The organism is Diplocloster agilis, assembly GCF_019042275.1.
Lineage (GTDB): Bacteria > Bacillota > Clostridia > Lachnospirales > Lachnospiraceae > Diplocloster > Diplocloster agilis.
Window position 1 is genome coordinate 1 of record NZ_JAHQCW010000016.1, and the last position, 22,950, is coordinate 22,950.

Genomic DNA, 22,950 nt, shown 5'->3' on the forward strand with positions numbered 1-22,950 from the left:
TCACGTCCGACGGGCAAGAGCCTCTGAACCGGGAACACCTCAAGTGTTCCTGGTGAATAGGCTCGGTTCCTGAACCCGGCTTTTCGATTTCACTTAGCGGATACCAGCGCAAGCCCTCTGCGCTCCCAGGGAGACACCAAAGAACCCGGCCGCCGGGAGTCCCCGGATACCGTCCGCATACCCCAACCTTAAGCGGCAGGCCTGCCCGGATCAAGGGAAAGAACCGCCCCGGCCCCGCCGTCCTTCGTCCGCATCTGCGTCAACAGCCGTTCTAAGGCCCGCCTCCAGGGTTTTCACCCCCGCGCCGCTTTCTCCCCCACATCCACAGGCCATCCTCGCGGCAGCCCGCTCCGGCCCACTGCTCCGGCCCACCGCTCCAGCCCTCAGCCCTCCACCAAAGCTCTAAGCCTGTTTTGCGAATTGTTCTTCGAAATAGCATTTTTTGGCTACGATTAGGTGGTATTCGCCGCTTTGGAGGACTTCTCCTTTTTGGTTTAGGATGGACATCTGGGTGACGATGACGCCCCGGGTCGGCTTGTTATCGATCTTGTCTACGATCTCTGACTTGGTGTAGATCGTGTCGCCTACGTAGGCTTTTCCGTAGATCTTCCAGTTCTTGGTTCCTTTGGAGACCAGAATCGCTTTGTTGATCTTCGCGGTCAGCTCGTTGTTGGTGTCGATGGAAGTGGTGAAGGTAAATAACATCATGTCCTGGGCGACGACGCGGCCGTATCTGGTCTGTTTGGCGTACTCGTCGTCGATATAGATAGGAGCGTACTCACCGGAGATTCCCGCGTAGTTGATGATATCGGCCTCGCGGATGGTTCTGCCGTAGGGGGAGGCTGTCGAGTAGCCTAGCGGTACATCCTCAAAGAACCAGGTATCCTTAAACATTTCTTCAAATTCATTCATAACAGCTCCTCCTATTCCCCTGCCTTATAGTTGCGTTTTGCAAATTTATACTCCCGGACATTGTCAAGGGCAATCTCTCCGCGCTGGTTGACCCCGTTGAAACCTAAGACTATGGTTCCTGTGTCCTCTGCGTCGTCGATCTTTTCTAAGACTTCCACTTCCAAATGAATGGTATCGTTGAATTTGACCGGGTTCATGTATTTGACGTGTTTCATGCCCGTCATTTCCAGCATGGTGGTATCTGTGTCGGCGCAGAACTGGGTACGACGGAACATGCCGCCCACTACGGCCAGCACACAGGCGCCGTGTACCAGGTTTTCCTTATACAGAGAGGTCTTCGCAAATTCATGGTCCAGGTGAACCAGGTTGTAATCTCCCGTAAACTGGGCGAAGTTTACAACCTCCGCGTTGGTAAAGGTCCGCCCGCCGGGTGATTCAAATTTATAGCCTACTTCTATATCTTCAAAATATAATACCTTATTCGCCATAGCTGTATCGCCTTTCTTTTCTATAATTTAATCAGATCGCCAAAAAGTTTTATATTTTCTGCACAGGGTTTGTATTTGCCTTCCTCACAGCCGGTTACGATCTCTACGACTTTGTCGTTGAACGGTGTCGCTACGTTGCTTTGACGGCCATATTTGCATACTACGCCGTTGATCGCGTTGATCTCCGTCTTTTTGCCGTTTCTTAAATCGGTCAGCATACTGGCCACGATGGGAACAGGCTTCATAGCCTCATACATAGGACGTACCCGTTCGCGGTCCGCTTCATCTTTGAATCCGTACATGGCTTCCATGGAGCTTCCCTGGATCTTGCCGATCTGAAATCCGCTGGCGTGGCACACCTTAATGCACTCGTTTGCCACATGCTGCGTTACATACAGGTTCTCTTCCGTGGAAACCGTCTCCCCAAAGGTTGCCCCCAGAGCCGCCGACATTCCGCTGAACGTGGCATTGGTCAACAGCTTCGCCCAGCGCACTTCCATCAGATCGGTGATGATGTTGGTCGTGCACAGGCACTCCAGGATTTCTTTGATCTCCTCCAGTTTTTTATCCACATGGCCGTCCGGCCAGCCGATATCAAAGGACATCTGATCCAGGTTCGATGTGAGCGTCGACACGCCGGGCTCTGTCATCACAGCGGCCCAGCCTACCGGGCAGCCTGCCACGCGTCCTTTCCCGATATATTCTTCAACCTCAGGTTCAGGCAGGCCGTTTTGCATGGTTACGACGATGCCGTCATCGGAAAGGTGCGGAAGCAGCTGTTTTAGCGCTACCTCATTGGCTGTCTGTTTTGCCATATAGAATACCAGATCGTATTTTCCCTCCATCTCAGAAGTTAAAACGGTATTGACCGGAACCACCAGGTCCACCGTTCCTTTGATCACGGCTCCTCTTTCTTTCATGGCGTTTAAGTGGGCGGCGTTTCTGCTGACCAGATCTACCTGTCTTCCCGCCTTTGCTATAAATGCGCCTAATACGGTTCCAAGGGAACCGGCCCCTAATATTGCTGTACGCATATGTATGTTATCTCCCTTTCACGTTTTTATTTTGTCCCGCCATTGCGTTCTTCCGCAAGCTTCCAGCGCTTGATCTTACCCATTTCATCCCTTGGAATCTCCGGTACGATTTCATAGGATTTGGGAATCTTGTGGCTGCTGATTTTGGCATGGCAATACGCAGCCAGTTCCCCAAACGGAAACTCCTCCGGATTACCTTCCACCTCCATCAGCGCGTGTACTTTCCTTCCCCATTTTTCATCCGGAAGGCCGATCACTACGATATCCCGGATCTTAGGGAAGCCACGCATCACGCTCTCCACCTCTTCGCAATACACGTTTTTCCCGCCGGTTACGATCATATCGCTGCGCCGGTCCACAATATAGAGATATCCGTCCTCATCCAGATAACCCAGATCCCCTACGCTGTAATATCCTTCCGCGCCTGACCGGATCGCCGCCCGGCCTATGTAGTAGGTCACCAGTCCCATATCCGGCCTGCTGAAAATCTCGCCCACCTCACCTGCGGGTACCTCTTCTCCGCTCTCGGAACAGATACGTATGGAGCATCCAACCGGCTTTCCAACACTCCCCTCGTGCAGCAGCCATTCGTCTCCTCTTATCGTTGTGCTCCCAATCATTTCCGTCATCGCGTAGAATTCATAGATTTTTTCCGCCCCGATCCGTTCTATCCAGGTCTTTTTGATAATGGGGGCGCATGCGCCGCCGGCATGGAAAATGGCAGTCAGGCTGCTCAGATCCACGGTATGAAAATTCGGCGCCAGCATCATGCGGTCCAGCATCGTCGGCACAAACCCTCCGCATTGAATCTGATATTTGCCGATCAGTTCCAGCGCGAGATCCGGGTTAAACTTCATCATTAAGTAGATGGTATGACCCATAAATAAACCAATATATAAAGAAGAATTATAAAGCGTATGATAGATAGATCCCGGTACCAGCTGACGCAGATTGGCTTCCTGCCCGGACATGGCGCTCCAGCCCTGAAGGCCCAGATCATTGTAAGCCATGGTAACATTCTGTACTACGAGTTTGGGTTTCCCGGTAGTTCCGCCGGTCGCCATAGCCCGGCCGGGTGACGCGGTTACAAATGGAACACCGTCATCCTCTACCGCGGCATCACTTTCATACAATTTCCGGATGTCTACGTTGGTAAGCTGCCATGGATGCTCCCCAGGCAAAGTCCAGTCCGCCACAATCAGCTTGGGTGTTACCAGGCCCAATACCCTGTCCCGCTCGAATTCCTTCAGGCTGCATGATATGGGAATACAGCAGGCTCCCAAATGCCAGGCCGCCAAACTGGAAACGATATGTTCGATTGTATTGGGAAGGCCGATGATAACCTGTGACCCCTTCCTTATTCCGCCTTTATCCATTTCAGCCGCGACTTTCTCCATGGCTTCATATAACTGACGCCATGAGAATACCCGCTCGCTTCCGTCTGCTGCAATTTCCACAACAGCGGTCTGGTCTTTGCGTTCCCGCGCCATGTTTCTAATCTGCTTTGGTAAAAGTACCGGAGGATTTAATTTGTTATTTGTCACCATAATTCCCGCCCCTTGTAAGGATATATCCTCTGTCAGATGCCTTTCCCCCTGATTTGGTTAATGCTGATTAAATCTGGGCGGCCTTTTCTCGTTAAACGCAGCCTTGCCTTCCTCATGGTCAGGCATAAACGACAGCACCGGCTGCGCCAGGTTTTCAACTTCCAGTACCTTGAACAAATCATAATCCATACTGGCATTTACCAGACGTTTTGTCAAACCGATCGCATAACGTGGGCCTTTCGCCAGCTGTTTTGCGTATTGGATGGCCGCGTCCAGATACTCTTCCGCCGGAAGCGCCTTGAAGATCAAGCCCATCTGTTCCGCTTCCGCGGCTCTTACTTTACGTCCGGTGAACATCATATCCTTCGCTTTTTGCGCGCCGATGATATGAGGCAGGAAATAAAGGCCGGCGAAATCAGGAATCAGCCCCACGTTCACAAATGATTGGATGAAACTGGCTTTCTCAGAAGCGAATATAATATCACAGGCCAGCGCCAGGTTACAGCCGCCGCCGGCAGCCGCTCCGTTGATAGCGCCGATTACAGGCTTTTCCAGCTGATACATCGGCAGGATGATGTCGCGGGCATAGCTTACGATTCCATCCCGCACCAGGGCCGGAGTAATTTCCATCTCCACAGGTTTCATGTAACCGCCTGCGCAAAATCCCCTTCCTTCCGCCGTCAGCACGACCGCTCCGATCTCAGGATCATCGCCCGCCCTTTTCAGGGCGGCGACGAATCCTTCTACCAGATCGCTGTCTAACGCATTCATGATTTCGGGGCGGTTCAGGGAAATGATCAGCACATTATCTTCCACTCTGGTCAATACTGCATGGTTCTCACTCATAATTTAATCCCTTTCTATGTTTCGAAGATCCCGGTCAAACTGCGTTATTTTTATCTGTAGCGCTTCAGAATCTGGGGTGCGGTGTTAAAGATCATAACCTCATCCGTTCCGCCGGCGATACGGCAGGCACGGGTATCAATATAGTAGCGGGCCACACGGTGTTCTCCCACAATTCCGATTCCGGCCAGTACCTGGATCGCATCATCCAGTACTTCGCAGACGGTTCTGGAGCAATACAGTTTGGCAAGTCCGGTATCAATCCGGATGTTCTGGTTCGTGTCTATCTTCCAGGCCAGCTTGTAGAGCATATTCATCATATTATCAATCTTAATCGCCATGTTGACGATCTTCTCCTGGATCAGCTGGAACCGGCCGATCGGCTGACCGAACTGGACACGCTGGTTGGCGTAGGCGGCAGCGTCCTCAAACGCGTTGATGGCTGTGGCGATCACGCCGGAAACATTGGCGATACGCTCTCTGGCGAAATTAGCCATGGTCTGCATAAACCCATTGTGTTCCACGCCCAGGATCGTACTTCTGTCAACCCGCACATCGCTTAAGAACACTTCACAGATGCTGGTGGGCTGATCCGTATGTCCCATCTTGGGCAGTTTGTTGATACGGACTCCGGGAGTGTCCACGTCCACGATGAACATGGTGCCGGCCTGATGCAGATTCTCCACCTGGGGATCCCGCGCCATAACGATGATCGCTTTTGCCTCAGCCCCGCAGGTGGTATAGTGCTTTCCGCCGTTGATCACAGCAGTGTCGCCATCCCAGACATAACTGGTCTGCATACCCGCCACATCCGATCCGGTTCCTGGTTCGGAGATGCCTAATGCCAGCGGAGGTCCGCCCTGCACATAATCTTTTACATATTTATCGATCTGTTCCTGCGTTCCGAATTCGCAGAGGTCATACATAGTCGGAATTCCCATCGAGTAGAAGCAGGCCACAGGGCCGCCGTAGCGGGAAATGGTCAGGTTCGCCATCGCGAGCGTCAGCATGTCGCAGGGGGTCCCGCCCACTTCTTCCGGGAGTCCAAGGCCCACAAAGCCGTTATCCGCCAGCGCCTGCCATGCTTTCCAGGGAAATTCTCCCGTCTTGTAGCAGCTCTCGCCGCCGTCGGGAAGTTCTCGTTCCAGGCATTCTTTAATGCCTTCCATTAAGAGCTCCTGTTCATCTGTCAATGTAAAATCTACCATGATATCATTTCCCCCTTATTATTTTTGTCTCTTCATGAATCTTTCCATATTATAGATCTGAGGATCCCACTGGTCGCCCTCGAGAATCAGTCTTTCTTCGCGCATCCGGTCAACATCGGCGTCACTGTAACCCAGCCCCTTTAAGACATCGCGGGTGCTCTCTCCTACCGGACCCGCGGAATTAAATTCTGCCGTGCCCGCTTCCTTGAAGACCGCCGGCGCTTTTACGATACCGACGTGCATGCCGCTGGGATAATCGATCCCCTGGAAGAATCCGGCATCCCATGCCTGCTGATCCCCCTGAAGGTCTTTGAAATCCTGGCAGATATCGAAAGGCATCGGGGTATCGATCAATTTGTCAACCCAATACTGCCGGTCTTCTTTCAGGAACATATCCTTCAGGATCGGCGTGATCTCCTGCGCATGTGCCAGGGCGTCCTCGTAGGCTACCCAGTTGGTTATGTATTCCTCCGGAAGTCCTACCGCTTTTACAAATACCGGCCAGGTCTTCTGCCAGTCCAGACCCATCAGCCCGATCCATTTTCCGTCTTTACACAGATAAGGTTTCGCCAGAGGATGCACGGTGTTCGGATCGGTCGGATACTGATCTCCATAGAGGGAAGAAACGATCGGTACGTTGGCGCTCCACATTCCGGCGTGCATGAGAGCTACATTGATCTTCTCTCCCTGTCCTGTGCGCTGCTGGCGGATGTAAGCGGCCAGAATCGCCATTGCCAGGTAGGTGCCTGTCGGAATATCGCCAAAGCCAAAATACGGAACCATCGGGGTATCGCCCTCAACCGGACAGTCTTTTACATATCCGCAGCGCGCCGCATAGGAAACCCCGTCGAATCCGCCGCGTGTCGACCAGGCACCGCCAAGTCCGTACCCGCTGGTGGATGCGCAGATCAGCTTCGGATACTTTTCTTTTAACGTCTCATAATCCAGTCCCAGTTTGATGGCGTCTTTTATTTTCAGATGAGAGATAAAAACATCCGCGTCTTTTAACATCTTCTTGAGGATTTCCATTCCTTCCGGTTTACGGGTATCCAGAGCTACATATTTCTTGCAGGCATTGAAGCAGTCAAATCCGGCCTGGTCCCCGTTCAGAATATGACGGGAGATCCCCACGCCGCGGGTGGAATCACCCTGGGGCGGTTCTACTTTGATTACGTCTGCTCCCCATTCTCCCAAAATACGTCCGGCCGTAGGCGCGGCCATGAACCCGGCAATTTCGATAACCTTCATTCCTATTAGCAGATCCAACATCTTTTTTACCTCCTTAGAATTTGTTTTTATCAAAGGGTCTGGGCCCTTAATGATTGGTTTTTAGAATTCTGATTTCAGTTTCTCTCCATTCTTAAACGCGATCAGCAGACACAGTACACAGGCCACCAGGAATCCCAGGATCATGTACAGCACATACTGATAGGTTTTCGTTGCGTCATACACAAAGCCGTACACCGGTACCAGCACCATACTGGCCACATTGATCGCGGTTACCATAAAGCCAAAGATCGTGCCGAAGTCCTTATATCCAAAGATCGAGGAGACAATCAACGGCCCCAAGGTTCCCATCGTAGAAGCCAGGAAACCGTAGAATACCAGCGCTCCGTAATATCCGGCCAGATGCTGGCGGAAGAAGATCAGGATCAGGACAGCCACAAATCCGAAACACATAGCCAAAAGCGCGGATTTCTTTGCTCCCAGTTTATCAGCCAGCATACCAAACAGCAGAGATCCTACAAAAGTACCGATCATCCAGAAGCTCATGCCGTTACCGCCTACCTGCGTGGTGAACTGGGAATCCACAGCCAGCGTGGGCACATGGGACGCAAAGGAAGCGATGCCGCAGATAAAGAACATAAACAGGAAAACACAATAAAACGCGGGGGTCTTCAACGCTCTGGAGGACGTAATGCCAGGGATCATGCTGGGATCGACCGCCTGCCTGCCGGAAGCCTCCTGTTTCTTTTCCGCTTCTTCCGCACCGTAAGCTTTTAATCCTTTGTCTTCCGGATTATCACGTATTAACAGGAGAACGACCGGGAGCACCACTACGAAGGATACAAGTCCCAGGCAGATATAACCCGCGGACCAGCCGAACTTGGAGATAACCGCCGCGGTTGTCGGCTGCAGGATCGCGCCAAAAAGGCCCACCGCCGCCATCATAATACCCATTGCGGTACCGTTCTTCTCTTTAAACCATTTGTTAATCAATACAGGCCCTACCAGCTGTGTGGTGAACGCCGCGCCTAGAGCCATCAGGCCTACGAAGCTGTACCAGCCCCACAGCTGATGCATCAGCCCCATAGCCGCGAAGCACAGGGCGTGTACGCATACGGAAATACCTGTGATCATACGAATACTATACTTTTGAAGCAGTTTCCCCGCAATCGGATTCCAAACCGCCCCTACCAACGCGGATACACTGTACATGATGGACAGGGAACCGATACCGAATCCCAGGTCCTGGCTGATCGGCGACAGGAACAGGCCCATACCGCTGTTCACCCCGCCGCGTAAAAATCCCATCATGATAATAATCGCAATTAATACAAACCACGCGTAATGAATCCTTTTCTTTTGCTGCGCCATATCAATACCTCCTCATAATTTTGTGGACCCTATTTTTATGGATCCTGCTTTACCTGCCCCGCCTTTTTTGTCTACCGGCTTAACCTTTTCGCCAGCGCCGGTACGATCTCATACAGATCGCCCACGATACCGTAATCGCACTGTCTCATGATGGGCGCGTTGGCATCTTTGTTGATCGCCGCCAGGATCTTTGCGTCTTTGAGGCCTACCATATGCTGTACCTGTCCCGAGATCCCAACCGCCAGATACAGATCTGATTTGACGAAGACGCCGGAAATACCTATGTAACACTCCTTAGGCAGCCATTCCAGCCCTTCCGCTATCGGACGGCTGCATCCAAGCTCCGCATCCAGAGCGTCCGCCAGCTCCTTCACCATGGGTATATCATCTTTGCCGGCGACTCCAAGCCCGATACTGACAATCTTCTTCGCCGCCGCCAGATTCACACTTGCGGACTCCCGCTGCTGTTCTTCGCAGAGTGTAATGTTCCAGGCCGGTTCCACATAGGGAACTTCCACCACTTTTCCGGCGCCCGCTTTTATCTCCTCCGGTTTTTCCAGTACGCCGAAGCCCAGGATGACCAGGGTAAGTCCCCCTTTCGCGCTCTGCTTTAAGTTCGCTCCGCCACCGTATACCATACTGACGCCTTTTGTAATATCGCCGCTTAAATCCAGCTCTTTCGCATCCGCCAGCACGCTGGTTCCAAAACGGGCAGCCAGCCTTCCCGCGATCGCCCGGCCGGTCAGCGTAGCGCCGAACAGCACTACCTCCGGTTTTTCGTCTTCCACTAATTTTGCGATGGTGTCCGTATAACTCTCCGCCATTCTTTCGGATGTGTCACCCAGATAGTAGACGGTGTCCGCTCCGGCCTTTGCGGCGGCGTCTGTCAGCTCCCGGCCGCCCACCGCTATGACGCTGACTTCCCCGCATTCTTTCACCCCTGCGGTAATATCCTGCATTAAAGCCGGCTTATCTGAAAACACCCAAACTTTCTTTGCCATACCTGCTCCCTCCTATACTAAGCCTTCTTTAGCCAGATGTTCCACGAATAGGTCAACTGCTTCATCCACAGCCGCGTCGATGATAATACCCTTACGGTCCCGGGATTTGGGAGCCAGGATACTGTCGATCTGAACCTTCGATTCAAAGCTGCCCAGATCTTCAAGCGCAACTTCTTCCACCGGCTTTTTCCCTGCGGAAAGGATATCTTTCATCGTGGGTATCCGGGACGGCGCGTAATCCGCGGTAACGCTCAGAACAGCAGGAAGCGGGATTACGATTTTCTGGACACTGTCCTCCGTGGTGCGAAGGGCGGTAACGGAAGCTTCCCCGATCTCCAGCACTTTACTGATGCCGTTGATAGCCGGCCATCCCAGCAGCTCTCCAAGCTGCATTCCGGTCTGCCGGTAATAAAAATCCGCGGAGCCTTCCCCGCATATAACGATCCTGCACTCCTGGTCCTTTCGCACCGCGGCGGCGAGTATGGAGGCCGTCAGATTCGTGTCGGCATTCCACAGGGAGTCATCCATAACTACAGTCAGGCTGTCCAGTCCCCTGGATAACGCATTCTTTCTGGCTTTCTTATTGGAAAGGGCTGTGGGCCCCACACAAAGCCCCTTGTGGGAGGCTTCTGCCATAGCGGCAATCTGAGCGCCCGCCTCGATGGCCACCAGATCAAAATCGCCGATAATCCATTCCGCCCTGTCAAAGGATACTGTGTAATCCGGATTAATCTGCATGTCCTGATTGTCAGGGGATAATTTGTAGCAAGTGATTACGTCCATAAATCCATAAATCTCCTTTCTGCTTTTGGCCTTTCTACCATTTCTGAGATATTAATTACGCAAATATGATGCCAAGTATAAATCCACCATTTTAAGCGGCTTTGTGAAATTTTTAATTAGCGGTCAATTTGTACATTAAATAACAATTTGATACACTCTGATACATCATAATACACTTTAATACATTCGAAAACCTTATTCGGCTTTATTTTAATATCATGTGTGAACTTTCACCGTGCAATTTGAAACAGGTTGACTTCTTTCTAAGGTTCAACCGCAACTTAAAAAATCACGGAGCCGGAATTAAAAAATAGAATAATAATAAAGAAACTTCTCAGAAAAACCGATTATTTTGGATCAGTTGGCATTGTATTTGCTTTTTAATATATTAAAATCTTGAAGAAAGAGGTGCACACATGGGCGAAGATAAGTTTGACGTGATTATCGTAGGGGGCGGCTTGGCGGGTTCGACAGCGGCATATATCCTTGCGCAGGAAGGCATGGAGGTTCTCGTAATTGAACGGGGCAACTACAGCGGATCAAAAAATATGACCGGCGGCCGTTTATATGGCCACAGCCTTGAAAAAATTATTCCTGAATTTGCAAAGGAAGCTCCGGTGGAGCGAAGAATCAGCAAGGAGCGGTTTTCTCTGCTCACAAAAGACAGTGCCGTCACGCTGGAATATGCCGGCGCCAAAACAGGAACACCCGGCTGTGAATCTTATTCCGTATTAAGAGCTGGCTTTGACCGCTGGCTGGCGGAAAAAGCGGAAGAAGAAGGAGCTATGTACATATATGGAATCCGCGTTGACGACCTGATCGTCCGCGACGGAAGAGTCTGCGGCGTGATCGCCGGCGACGAAGAGATGGAATCGGATCTGGTCATCTTAGCTGACGGAGTCAATTCCCTGCTGGCCCAGAAAATCGGCATGAAAAAGGAACTGCTTCCTTCCCAATCAGCCGTGGGAGCCAAAGAAATTATTCAGTTGGATGCCGCTACCATCGAACAACGCTTTCAGTTAAACCCGGGAGAAGGACTGGCCTGGATCTTCCAGGGCGACTGTACCGACGGGCGGATCGGAGATGGTTTCCTATATACAAATAAGGACACGGTATCTCTTGGTGTCCTGACTACCATAGAAGACATCGACGGCAAGGAGACCACGATACCCCAGCTGGTGGACCGCCTGAAAAATCATCCGGCCGTAAAGCCCCTGATAGAAGGCGGAAAATTGGTGGAATATTCGGCTCATCTGGTTCCTGAGGGCGGTTACTCCATGGTACCCACCCTGTATAGGGACGGAGTATTGTTAGCCGGCGACGCCGCTTCCCTTGTCATCAACCTGGGATTCATGATCCGGGGAATGGATCTGGCGATCGAATCCGGCAGGCTGGCCGCTCAAACAGCCGCTGCCGCAAAGGAAAAGGGGGATTTCTCAGCCGACACATTAGCGTCCTATCAGCAGGCCCTTGAGGACAGTTTCGTAATGAAAGACTTGAAATTCTATGACGGATACGAGAAGGTCATGGAGGACCGGCGCCTTTACCAGGACTGCCCGGCAAAAGCGGACCGGCTATTTGCGGATCTGTTTGTAGTGGACGGAAGCGGCGCGAAAGATATTTCCAAGAAAATCGTGCCTGATCTGATCGAAGGGCTGGAGAATTACAACAGCTGATCCCGATGGAGAATAACGAAAAGGAGAGATAGAAAATGACCATAGAAGATAAGTTGGGTGTGGATAAATTTCATACGGATGAGATCAACAGCCATATTGAGGTAGATAAAGAGTCCACGGATATGGAGGAAATCCAAAAAGTCATCAAGGCATGTCCCGCCGGGCTGTATAAGCTGGATGATGAAAACCATCTGCTGTTTGACCATCTGGGCTGCCTGGAATGCGGCACCTGCCGGGTGTTGAGCAAAGGGAAGATTGTAAAGGATTGGGAATATCCGATCGGGACAAGAGGGATCGAGTACCGGATGGGCTGATGTCCTGAAAAAAAGAACGACTAAGGAAACACCCTTCGGGTATACCTGTATGTCCTGAAAAAAAGGACGACGAAAGAAACACCCTTCGGGTATACCTGTATGTCCTGAAAAAAAGAACGACTAAGGAAAGGAGATTTATCAGAATATGAATATCATCGTATGTATGAAACAAATCCCGGATACCTCTGAGATTAAGATTGATCCGGAGACAAATACACTGATCCGCGCCGGCGTACCGAGCATTGTGAATCCTTATGATAAAAATGCGCTGGAAGCGGCAGTCCAGTTAAAAGAACAGCACGGAGGGACCGTGACCGTCATCAGTATGGGGCCGCCTGCTGCAAAAGAAGCCTTAAAAGAGTGTCTCTCCCTGGGCGCAGACCGGGCGTTTCTCATCACCGACCGGGCGTTCGGCGGGTCCGACACCTATGCAACCAGTTATATCCTGGCGTCTTCCATCCGGCACATCGGTGATTATGATCTGATTATCTGCGGAATGCAGGCTATGGACGGGGATACCGGGCAGACCGGCGCCAGCATGAGCGAACATCTGGGAATCCCGCAGCTCACCTACGCCGTTAAGATCGAAGTGGAGGAGGATACCGTAACCGTGCACCGGGAAACCGATGACGGCGTGATGGTACTCTCCACCAAGCTGCCCGCTCTGTGTACCGTGGGCAAAGACATCAACGAACCCCGGAGCGCTACCATGAAGAGCAAGATGCGCGCCAACAAAATAGACATCTCGGAAATCCATGTGGATGACATGCCCGGCATTGACCGGGAAAAGATCGGCCTGAAAGGTTCTCCTACCCGGGTTAAGAAAACTTATACGCCTACGATTAAGAAATCAGGCAAAAAATTAGAAGGATTAACCTGCAATGAAGCCGTGGAAGCCCTGGCCGGTTTCCTGACGGAAAAGAAAATCCTGAAAGGAGAATTGGTATGAGCTTTCCGGAATATAAAAATGTATGGGTATTTATGGAAACCTTTGAAGATGAACCGAAGAACGTAGGCATGGAACTGCTGGGGCAGGCCAAACAGCTGGCCGATAAGCTTCAGGAAAAAGTAGGCGCCGTGGTAATCTGTGAAAACCCGGACAAGGCCGTTCAGGCCGCCGGAGAATATGGCGCGGACGAGATCTACGTCGTATCCGGGGAACAGTACCGGCACTTCAATACTGAGACTTATTCTCATGCTTTAACGGAACTGATCCAAAGACATAAACCTTCCGCCATTTTAATCGGAGCCACCCACAACGGCCGTGACTTGGGTTCCAGAACCGCAGTGCGTGTACATACCGGACTGACAGCTGACTGTACCGGGCTTGATATCGATCAGGAGTCGGGAAATGTCGCTTATACCCGTCCGGCCTTCGGCGGCAACCTGATGGCAACCATCCTGTGCGCCGGCACCAGACCCCAGATGGGAACCATCCGTCCCGGGGCATTTAAGAAGGGAATCCCTGAGATCGGCAGAAAAGGCCATGTGAATGTGGAAGATATTCATGTGCCTGAGGAAACCATCGTTACCAAACTGCTGGATTTCATTAAAGTAGAGCAGGTAGGCGGCCTCCAGCTGGAAGACGCCGAGATCGTGGTATCCGGCGGAAGAGGTTTGGGAAAACCGGAGAACTTTAAAGTGATCGAAGAACTGGCCAACGCCCTTGGCGGGGCGGTAGGCGCATCCCGCGCCGCCGTAGACGCCGGCTGGATTCCCCATGTGCAGCAGGTCGGCCAGACAGGCAAGACCATTTCTCCGAAGCTATACATCGCCTGTGGTATCTCCGGAGCCATTCAGCATCTGGCCGGAATGAATTCTTCCGAATTTATTATCGCCATCAACAAGGACCCGGAAGCACCGATTTTTAACGCCGCGGACATCGGCATCGTGGGAGATCTCTTTGAGGTCGTACCTGCGCTGACCAAAAAAGTCCTGGAGTTGAAAAAATAATAAATTGCCTTCACCCTCCTATTGTTAGATCCTATATAGAGAGTGCTGCCCGCACTCCCCGAAACCCTCCGCCCTTTTTGCTTTATTGGGTGGAGGGTTTTTCTTTTGGCGCCAGAATCCGGGATCGCGTTTGCCGGTTCAAAGATTTCGAATAAATGCTTGAAATTCTTTTACCCCGGCCTCAGCTGTGGTAAAATGATAGATAGGATTTTACAGAAAATAGCAGCAACCGGAAAGGAGAAAGATCATGAGAAATGTAGTAGTAACCGGAGGAAGCCAGGGCATCGGCAAGGCAACGGTCAAAGCGTTTCTGGCCGAAGGCGATCGCGTACTCTTTACCTCGCGCCACGCAGAGCCCGCAGAAAGATTAATGGAGGAATTGAAATCCGACCGTCTCTTCTATCTGAACGGGGACAGTGCCACCGAAGATGGTTCCAAAGCTTTGGCGGAATATGCGAAGAAGACGTTGGGCAGCTGTGACGTCCTGGTCAATAACGCGGCGATCTTCATCGGCGGAGCGGTACATAATACAAGCATCGAAGACTTTGATAAAGTATTTAACGTGGACGTGCGCGGAGTATTCCTGCTGTGTAAGGCGTTCCTGCCCGAGATGATGGAGCGGGGAGCGGGAAATATCGTTAATATCGCTTCCCTGGCGGGACTGGGCGGCGCTTACAATATGACCGCTTACTCCATGGCAAAAGCCGCCGTGGTCAGCCTGACCAAGAATATGGCCATGGATTACGGACACCTGGGCATCCGGGTAAACGGAATCTGCCCCAGCGCCACTCTGACCGAGATGTTCTTCACCGGCAACCCGCCGGAAGTAGTGGAAACCTTTAAAGCCAATAATCCCATGGGTCGTCTGGGCAAACCGGAAGAGATCGCCGACGCGGTGGTATATCTGGCTTCTGAGAAGGCTTCCTATGTAAACGGACAGCTTTTGAGCGTAGATGGAGGCCTGGCTTCCTGGAACCGGGAGGCCAAACAAGACCGCTGACGGCAGAGCCGTATAGGCTGCCACTATCAAAATCAGACAAGGGTTGCTAATCGAAAGGGCCTGTTAAAAACAGCCTAAATGCAAAGAGGGCTTAGCGTCTCAGAAACGTGGAGACGCAAGCCCTCATCGCATTTAGACCGTTTTATCGCAGCCCTTTTGCAGTTACAATTTATTTACCTGTCTCATGTTACTTATTTAACTTCTCTTCTACCTGAGCCAGGCCGTTTTCATAGCCTTCGATTTTCGCGTTTAGACGGCTCAGGGTTTCCTGGAGTTCCTGGATTCTGCTCTGCAGCTGATCCCGCTGCTCGATCAGAATCTGTTTTCTGGCATCTCTTGAATTCTCCCCCTCTTGGAACAAGGCTACATAATCAATCAGGGCTTCCACCTGGATACCGGCGCCTCTCATGCATTTGGCAAATCCGACCCAGCTGCAGTCCGCTTCCGTATAGTTCCGGATGCCGCCTGCGGTCCGGTTAACCGGCGGGATCAGGCCGATGCGTTCATAGTAACGCAGCGTATCGGCGGATATCTCATATTTCCTGCTCACTTCAGCTATCGTCATGGCTTTTACCTCCTACCGCAATGAACCCCGCATTTTTACCGGCCGAATAGCGCCCGGGCCTGCCTCATATTCTGAATGATTTCCACACCGAACGGACATCTCGTTTCGCATGCGCCGCATTCCACACATGCCGCTGCCTTTTTAGGCAGTACCGCATAGTGTTCACGCACGGTCTCGGGAACCTGCTGCTGTGCTTTGGCCAGATTCAGAAACTTCGTGACAGACGCTACGTCGATTCCCTGAGGGCAGGGCGCGCAGTGGCCGCAGTACATACAATGGCCCTGCCAGCTGATTTTGGGAAATGCGGCGAATGCGGACGCATAATCCCGCTCATCTCCCGACGCTGTTTCATAGGCGGTGCACTCCAGCAGTTCTTCTATGGTGCGCGCCCCTGTAAGTACCGTGGCCACGGCAGGCCGTGTCAGGGCATAGTGCAGGCACTGGCAGGGTGTTAAAGCCATCCCTGCAGGTGACAAGGACCCATCCAGCAGATCTCCCCCGCCGAAGGCTTTCATCACGGTGATGCCCACTCCGAGACGGCTGCATGTCTCGTATAGCGCCTCCCGGTCCTGATCCATATTGATCAGCGGTTTTTCATAATTTTTTTCGTCCCAGAGCGCCTCGCATTCCTCTCCCGCCGGCTGCAGATCATAGCAGGGGTTCACGCTGAACATCAGGACTTCGATCCGTCCGCTCTCCACGGCAGCCATAGCGGCCTTCGGATTATGGCTGCTCAAACCGATGTGGCGGATTCTGCCGGAGGCCTTTAATTCCATGGCGTACTGCATAAGCGGCCCTTCTGATACTTCCCGCCAGTCTTCCAGTGAATCCACATAGTGAATCATTCCCACATCGATGTAGTCTGTTCCGAGCTTGTCCAGCAGATCTTCGAAGGATTCCCTGACCTCTTCGATCCTGCGGGTCCTTTTGTACTGGCCGTCTTTCCAAACCGTACACAGATGGGCCTGTATCAGAAATTTTTCTCTTCTCCCCCGCAGGGCTTTTCCTATCAGAACCCTGATAGCGGGGTCCGGTATGTATAGGTCAATGTAGTTGATTCCGTGTTCCTCGGCGGCGTCTATTAGGGTCTTCGTCATCGCACCGTTCTGCCCCGCGAAGCCTTCGCAGCCCAGACCTATTTCACTGACCGAAAGCCCCGTACTGCCCAGATTTCTGTAATTCATAGAGTCCATCCCCTCCGAATCGTGGTATTGTTTTTATCTTTTTGCCGGTTGGTATATTTTTCTTTCTTAATATAAACAATATCACCTGGAGCTGGCTCTAAGTCAAGTTTTTATTTTAACCTGTTCCTAAAATGTAATAGTTAATTCTTGTTTCACCCTTTAAATTCGTGTTTGACGATATTTCATCTGTTACCTATTATATCTCCATATAAAATAAACCGTGTTTATTACAGTACCAAAGCAGTCTTCCGTGTGCGAGAACAGGAATACGTACTTGTAAGTCCCATTCCGGATATTGCTTTTTAAGCAGAATACTGTCGCCTGTCAGCAACGCGATGAATGCGATATAGTGTCCGCGTTCCATTGGATGATCAGAAGTGATATAAAAATCATTTTCGACCGTTTCCACCGTCAGCTTTTCATTCTCATTCGCCTTCTGCGGCTTCAGCGCTTTCATTTTTTTGCCGCAGCAGGACATATTTGTATCTGTGATAGCGGTAACCATATTTCCACAAGCAGGACAAATATAAAACTGTAAATTTTTCATGCTGCCTCCTAAGATTTCGTTTCTGTCCAATTCTCCGGATAGTAAGTTCTCCAAATCCACATCAAGTATAGTTGATAATTCGGGCAGCAATGATACCTCCGGGCACCCGAAACCCCTTTCCCATTTACTAACGGTTTTATCACTTATATTCATTCGTTCCGCTAACTGGACTTGCGTTAAGTTTTTTTCTTTTCTTAAGTTATAAATCAATTTGCCGATTTTTATATTATTCATTTTTGTACCTCCTACCTGTCAATTATATGTAATTCAAAATTTGATTGCAATAAACGCTCCGTAGAGTCATACGCAAAAATACTATGTAATAGGACGGATACGTGTAGGCACTGTATGGAGTAATTACTGTTGCAGGTTACACATCGGGTACCTCCTTAAAATTTATATTTCGAGGTGCGAAGCCTGCATTTTTTTACTCAATTGTCAAGTTTTTTTATATGTCCATATATTAAAAAAGAGAATTAAAATATCTGTCATAGGTATTTTAATTCTCCTTTTAGCTTAACTTAATGACATTGCCCATATGATATACATTAGATATATATTAAACAATCATATGGGCAGAAAATTTAGCAAAAAACTAAATTGACAGTATTGAAAAAAACAAAAAAGGAGTCTACTTTTACAATCATAAAAAAATTGTGGAAACACAATCGGATTCCTCCCTTTGTATAATAGGAGATCTATAGATTCTAAACGCTGAATCTTATAATTCCCTGACGGCCAGAACCGCATATGCTCCCAATTTGACATTCAGCTTTAAAGAACCATTCTCTTGCGCCTGAACGACATAATTCCGGGTTTCAGAAGCGGCCTTAATCACCTTCATCTGTTCCTGATTCATATTCGCCGGGTATCCCAGTTTTCCCCAGGCCGCAGCCGCGCATCCGTGTTCTTTGTCCAGAACCTCTACGCCAAAAGCCTGCCCAGACGCCAGATGGCTGATTTCCAGATTCATATAAGCCTCTTCCCCCGAATCCCGGAAGGCTTCCGCCGTATGGTAATCCGGGTACATGGACATGGGTACCGGGCGATCCTTTCGCATATCATAATTCCATATTAATATGCGCAGTTTCTGATCCGCTCTCCGGGTTATGAGATATCCTTCTCCCTGATCCACGATCTCATCTCCCAGCTCATGCAGCATGCGGTACGCATGGAAAGAGGGTTTGCGGATTCCCTGAAGGTTCATCAGGCCGAATCCCCCGTGAAAATCCTGAGGGCCTGGGCCTTCTTCCTCGAAAATGTCCGTAAACACCCAGTAGGACAGAGAATCCACCCGTCCGATATTTTCGATATTCGACCGGATGATATAAGAGGCTTCGGGCAGGAAATCATGGCTGTAATCCCTCGAACAGGGGCTGCTGCTCCATTCTGTCAGGTGAATCTCCACATCCGGGAAAGGGCTTTTGGCAATGGTTTCTTTCAGCCAGCCGATATCATCCCTCAGCGCTCTGACATACCGGGTGCGGCCTGCCATCCCGCCATCCGGGCTTTTCTGTCCTCCCAGCGCGAAATCTGTGGGATACGGATGCGTGGATACAAAGTCCACGGGCAGATTCCTGTCCGCCGCGAATTCCAGGAATTCTTGAATCCATACGCCCTTCCATTCCAATGACTCCAGATCTTCCACCAGATGGGTTTTATGTTTTGACTGATCCTCCCGCTCTCCGGCGAATCTGTCATCCGGCACAAAATTGCTGGTTGCCGGGCCGCCTACCCTCAACTTCGGGTCGATGGCCTTGACCGCCCTCACCGCGGACTCGTACAGCCGGAAATATTCCGATCTGGACCCGTCCCAGAAAACGGACAGATCCGGTTCGTTCCAGATCTCATAGTACCATTTCCGAATTTCCTCCAGCCCATACCGCTCTTTCCAGTGCAGTACAAGAGCGGTAATCAGCTCACCCCAGGCGTCATAATCGGACGGCGGCGTTACGTTGCCTTTCCACCAGAACATAGTGGTCTCTCCCGACGCCAGCGCAGACGGCATGAATCCGAATTCCACAAAAGGCCGCATGCCGATGCTTAGCAGGAAGTCAAACAAGCTGTCAATATACTGCCAGTGAAAGCGCAGACTGCCATTTTCCCGTATGCAGACTCCCATGTCATCACTGAGCAGGCCATGAAACCGGATGTACCGGAAGCCGCAGGCCTCCCGCGCTTCCCGCAGCTGCCGCCTCCAGTCCGCCCTGAGTCCTTCACAGGCCCTGCCCGCCCCGACGCAGTTGCTCCAATAGTGCTTTACCTTACCGATGCCCGGCTTGTTTTTATCCGTATTTATTATAATCTCTTTCATACTTACCTCCATTCGCGGGTATCCCGCCCCTATTGATATGGGAGAACCTTTTATCCGGCCTTTATGCTCTCCCTTCTTCCGGTTTACCCGGCCGTATAAAATCCGATTTTCATTTCCTTTCCTTTTATTAACATCAGCCGGATACCGGATTCTCTATCCGGGCCTGACACGGCTGTAACCGGATCTGTATCCTCCATGTCCGAATCCCGGACAAGATCCGCCTTCATACACTCCGGCGCAAGGTACCGTTTTCCATCAACCGTACAGGAATCCCATGGAAGACCCGACCTCAGATATATAGTTCTGCTCTCTTCCGGCATAAGCGTCAGTGACACCGCCGGCTTATTTTTTCCCGATACCGTACGGTCCCAGCACAGGCATACCACTTCCGCGCGGCATCTGGTTCTCACCCCGCACAACTGCCCCTTCGTCCACGAATCCGGCAGCGCGGGCAGCACCTCCACCTCTTCCTCTCCGGAATAGACCAGAGCCTCCAGGATAATCCCGGGATAGGTTATAGCGGCATCGGTGCAATAAGCGCTTCCCCGTCCCCTGTCGTGGGAGGTCATCAAAGACGTGTACTGATACTCGCCTGCCGTCAGCACATAGAGCTCCTTCTCCAGATCCCGGGCGGATTTCACCCTGGCAGCCGCCATCGCTTTATGCAGATGGCCATGGGCCATAGCGTCGTCCGACCGGTTTTGTCTGGTCCTGTTTTGTATCGCTTTGTATATGCCAGCCCTTAATCTTCTGTCCTTCTGTGCCTCATGGGCGGGCCACGCCCCGTATGCGTGGCTTATATGCCGGTGGTCGTCATTTTCCAGGAATCCGGACAGCGCCCATTCCTTTACCGCTCCATCGTCTGTGTAGAGATATTCCGGGATTCTTTCCCTCAGCTTATCCCACTTAGAGCACCAAGGCAGCCGCAGGGACCGCCGGCTGATCTGTTCCGCCATATACAGGGAGTCTTGCATAGCCGCGATATCCATGGCAGTGTTGGCTGCCAGTGACAACACCCCGTTATAATCCAGGCCGCCGGGCGCGTTTTCCGCCGAATATCCGGGAGTGAGCAGGTAATGGTTCCCCCTCTCCCCGATCCTCGTCCCGTCGTCCAGATGAATCTTACCCTGCTCATCCAGATAATATCTGTCATCCGCATACTGGGTCCAGAAGTTCATCAATCCCCGGATGAGGGGGACCAAAATGTCCTCCTGCAAATCAAAACCATCCCGCAGGATTCTCTTTTGGTCAGCCTCTGAATATCCGCATATACCGGCAAGCCGGTTCATAGACAGATTTTCACCGTATGGAATCTTTCTGTTTCCAAAACACTGGTAGGTTTCAAAAACAGGGATGATCATCCAGTCCGTAATCGCATTACAGTAGGCATGGGGATAACCAGGCAGCGAGTGATAGGCCTGGCCGTTTCCGTCACCCGCGGTATGTACGGGCGCCTGCAATGCGCTCACCATACCATAGATGCGGGCCGCATTTAACTGCCAGTCCGGAAGCTGACGCAGCAGAAAATAAATGTAACCCCAAGACGCCTCCGGAAGGTTTCCGGTATTCATGGAAGATACCTGCAGATTCAGGTTCGCGTTGGTGATAAATCCTCCGTGGAACAGAGGCATCCAGCTTCCCGTCCACATTCCGCACATGCGGGGCGCATGGTAACCGCTGGAGCACAGAAGGGCAAACCGCCCATGCTCAAACAGCCTCTCCGCATATGCTTTATTAATCCGGGGAGACTGCCGCTGCTTTTCCATCAGCGCCTCGTTGGTCAGACGCCGGTCCGCTTTCTCCTCCCGCGTATGGCAGAGCTTTAGACTCACTCTTGAGAATGCCGGCTCATGAAGGCTCCTGTGCTTAAGGAGCGCATCCTCGTAAGAAAATATCCTGTTTTTTTCATAAGGACGGGTATTATCCCGGATCTGTCCTTTTAACTCTTCTAACAGAACTTCTTTCACACTCTTCCCGTCTTTTAACCCGTGGGCGCAGCGCCCCATTCCGGCCGCCAATATAACTATTCCCGCGCCTTTGACCCGCAGTACCGGTGATTCATATCCTCCGACCACCGCATCCTGTCTGTCCGGCGTGAATTTTCCACATACCTGGATGTCCCTTACAAACTTATCCACATATATTTCCCCATCGGTGTAGATACGAACCGCAGTGGCCCAGCCCCCGTCATGATATTCGGAGGGCGGGTTTGTGCGGACCCCTCCGATCGGAAACTCCTGGTATTTACCGGTCTGCCACAGCCATATCTCTTCGCCGGCCTCTGCCCCTTCCGCGGTAACAGGTGCCGCCGGGATGCCATAGTCGGCCATCGCCTCCTGCTCAACCGACATCTCCAGAATGTGATCCAGCCCGATCGTAAGATCCAGTTTATCCGCTTCAGAAGCCCCCATACAGGAATCCGGGGCAAGAAGTTCTGTTATCACCAGCCGGTTCTCTCTGGAAGCAAAGGAGCGGGTATTCCATTCCAGACCATTCTCATCTTTCCACTGTCCGCCGATCTCTCCGGTCTGATAATTCACGTACCTGTTATAGGCGGTCTGTGTACAAGGACCTAAACGGCGGATACGAAGCTGGGCGGAGGGATGATATGGCCGTTCATCCGCGGATACCATATCCTTCACCCCATAATCCCTCCGGTTCTCCCTGGCCGCTTCTTTTGCCCAGATTCCGACCTGGCTGCGCAGTACGGCGTTCTTTCGTTCCTGTTCTAATATCTTCGAATAATCCGGCACCCTGTAGATCTGGTTCGTGTCCAGCACCAGCTCTGTATTCTGATAGATAATGACATCTTCCTGCGGATCAAAGCTTTCCAGCAATCCGGTCCATCCGTTGCCGGCCGCCAGCGCGTCCCTCCACGCATCCAGACCCGCCTGCCCTTTTCCGATCACCGGGTAACTGCCGGAATCAAAACCATGCATTCCGTTCCTGCCATATAGCCAGTGTACGCTTCCCGACATCTTAA

The 22,950-nt window shown here is 51.4% G+C and carries 20 protein-coding genes; 5 read left to right on the forward strand and 15 right to left on the reverse strand.

The features are described 5' to 3' along the window. Positions 1-402: 402 nt before the first annotated feature. The 10 genes from KTH89_RS10760 to fixA form a co-directional block, all read right to left on the reverse strand. Entirely contained in the window at positions 403-912 is a 510-nt protein-coding gene (locus KTH89_RS10760) for a MaoC family dehydratase (protein ID WP_158342421.1), read from the reverse strand. Between the two features lie 11 nt (positions 913-923). Beyond that, positions 924-1,400, reverse strand: a complete 477-nt coding sequence (locus KTH89_RS10765) for a MaoC/PaaZ C-terminal domain-containing protein (RefSeq protein WP_158342420.1) — start codon at positions 1,398-1,400, stop codon at positions 924-926. A gap of 20 nt (positions 1,401-1,420) precedes the next feature. Continuing rightward, positions 1,421-2,434: a ketopantoate reductase family protein gene (locus KTH89_RS10770; RefSeq protein WP_158342419.1), complete on the reverse strand. Its 1,014-nt coding sequence runs from the start codon at positions 2,432-2,434 to the stop codon at positions 1,421-1,423. Positions 2,435-2,460: 26 nt separating this feature from the next. Beyond that, a complete protein-coding gene (locus KTH89_RS10775; protein ID WP_158342418.1) occupies positions 2,461-3,981 on the reverse strand; it encodes an AMP-binding protein in 1,521 nt (506 codons plus the stop codon). Positions 3,982-4,038: 57 nt separating this feature from the next. Next, the gene (locus KTH89_RS10780) at positions 4,039-4,827 is read right to left on the reverse strand and encodes an enoyl-CoA hydratase/isomerase family protein (RefSeq protein ID WP_158342417.1); all 789 of its coding nucleotides are present in this window, start codon (positions 4,825-4,827) and stop codon (positions 4,039-4,041) included. A gap of 50 nt (positions 4,828-4,877) precedes the next feature. Next, complete coding sequence (locus KTH89_RS10785; RefSeq protein ID WP_158342416.1) at positions 4,878-6,032, reverse strand: acyl-CoA dehydrogenase family protein; 1,155 nt, start codon at positions 6,030-6,032, stop codon at positions 4,878-4,880. Positions 6,033-6,050: 18 nt separating this feature from the next. Continuing rightward, a complete protein-coding gene (locus KTH89_RS10790; RefSeq protein WP_158342415.1) occupies positions 6,051-7,301 on the reverse strand; it encodes a CaiB/BaiF CoA transferase family protein in 1,251 nt (416 codons plus the stop codon). Between the two features lie 60 nt (positions 7,302-7,361). After that, positions 7,362-8,630: an MFS transporter gene (locus tag KTH89_RS10795; RefSeq protein WP_158342414.1), complete on the reverse strand. Its 1,269-nt coding sequence runs from the start codon at positions 8,628-8,630 to the stop codon at positions 7,362-7,364. Between the two features lie 71 nt (positions 8,631-8,701). Next, on the reverse strand, positions 8,702-9,631 hold the full coding sequence (locus KTH89_RS10800) for an electron transfer flavoprotein subunit alpha/FixB family protein (protein WP_158342413.1): 930 nt from the start codon (positions 9,629-9,631) through the stop codon (positions 8,702-8,704). A 12-nt stretch (positions 9,632-9,643) separates the two neighbouring features. Further along, positions 9,644-10,414: a putative electron transfer flavoprotein FixA gene (gene fixA, locus KTH89_RS10805; RefSeq protein WP_158342412.1), complete on the reverse strand. Its 771-nt coding sequence runs from the start codon at positions 10,412-10,414 to the stop codon at positions 9,644-9,646. A gap of 416 nt (positions 10,415-10,830) precedes the next feature. On the opposite strand from fixA, the gene KTH89_RS10810 reads away from it, so the two are divergent. From KTH89_RS10810 to KTH89_RS10830, 5 genes are all read left to right on the forward strand, one after another. Continuing rightward, on the forward strand, positions 10,831-12,090 hold the full coding sequence (locus tag KTH89_RS10810; protein WP_238721669.1) for an FAD-dependent oxidoreductase: 1,260 nt from the start codon (positions 10,831-10,833) through the stop codon (positions 12,088-12,090). Between the two features lie 35 nt (positions 12,091-12,125). After that, positions 12,126-12,404 (forward strand): ferredoxin family protein, encoded by a 279-nt coding sequence (locus KTH89_RS10815; protein WP_238721671.1) that lies wholly within the window; start codon positions 12,126-12,128, stop codon positions 12,402-12,404. Between the two features lie 145 nt (positions 12,405-12,549). After that, the gene (locus tag KTH89_RS10820; protein ID WP_158342409.1) at positions 12,550-13,353 is read left to right on the forward strand and encodes an electron transfer flavoprotein subunit beta/FixA family protein; all 804 of its coding nucleotides are present in this window, start codon (positions 12,550-12,552) and stop codon (positions 13,351-13,353) included. After that, positions 13,350-14,357, forward strand: a complete 1,008-nt coding sequence (locus KTH89_RS10825) for an electron transfer flavoprotein subunit alpha/FixB family protein (RefSeq protein WP_158342408.1) — start codon at positions 13,350-13,352, stop codon at positions 14,355-14,357. The genes KTH89_RS10820 and KTH89_RS10825 overlap by 4 nt, the downstream gene beginning before the upstream one ends. A 247-nt stretch (positions 14,358-14,604) precedes the next feature. Then, the gene (locus KTH89_RS10830) at positions 14,605-15,357 is read left to right on the forward strand and encodes an SDR family NAD(P)-dependent oxidoreductase (protein WP_158342407.1); all 753 of its coding nucleotides are present in this window, start codon (positions 14,605-14,607) and stop codon (positions 15,355-15,357) included. A gap of 187 nt (positions 15,358-15,544) precedes the next feature. Here the strand turns inward: KTH89_RS10830 and KTH89_RS10835 are convergent, their stop codons facing one another. The 5 genes from KTH89_RS10835 to KTH89_RS10855 all read right to left on the reverse strand — a co-directional run bounded on the left by KTH89_RS10835 (position 15,545) and on the right by KTH89_RS10855 (position 22,945). Continuing rightward, positions 15,545-15,922: a MerR family transcriptional regulator gene (locus tag KTH89_RS10835; protein ID WP_158342406.1), complete on the reverse strand. Its 378-nt coding sequence runs from the start codon at positions 15,920-15,922 to the stop codon at positions 15,545-15,547. A gap of 35 nt (positions 15,923-15,957) precedes the next feature. Next, positions 15,958-17,106 (reverse strand): aldo/keto reductase, encoded by a 1,149-nt coding sequence (locus KTH89_RS10840; protein WP_238721673.1) that lies wholly within the window; start codon positions 17,104-17,106, stop codon positions 15,958-15,960. A gap of 196 nt (positions 17,107-17,302) precedes the next feature. Then, entirely contained in the window at positions 17,303-17,887 is a 585-nt protein-coding gene (locus KTH89_RS10845) for a helix-turn-helix domain-containing protein (protein ID WP_158342404.1), read from the reverse strand. A gap of 487 nt (positions 17,888-18,374) precedes the next feature. Next, complete coding sequence (locus KTH89_RS10850) at positions 18,375-19,967, reverse strand: GH39 family glycosyl hydrolase (RefSeq protein ID WP_158342403.1); 1,593 nt, start codon at positions 19,965-19,967, stop codon at positions 18,375-18,377. 83 nt (positions 19,968-20,050) lie between these two features. Beyond that, positions 20,051-22,945 carry a glycosyl hydrolase family 95 catalytic domain-containing protein gene (locus tag KTH89_RS10855; protein ID WP_238721675.1) on the reverse strand — a complete coding sequence of 965 codons (2,895 nt, stop codon included), beginning with the start codon at positions 22,943-22,945 and terminating at the stop codon, positions 20,051-20,053. Positions 22,946-22,950: the final 5 nt, after the last annotated feature.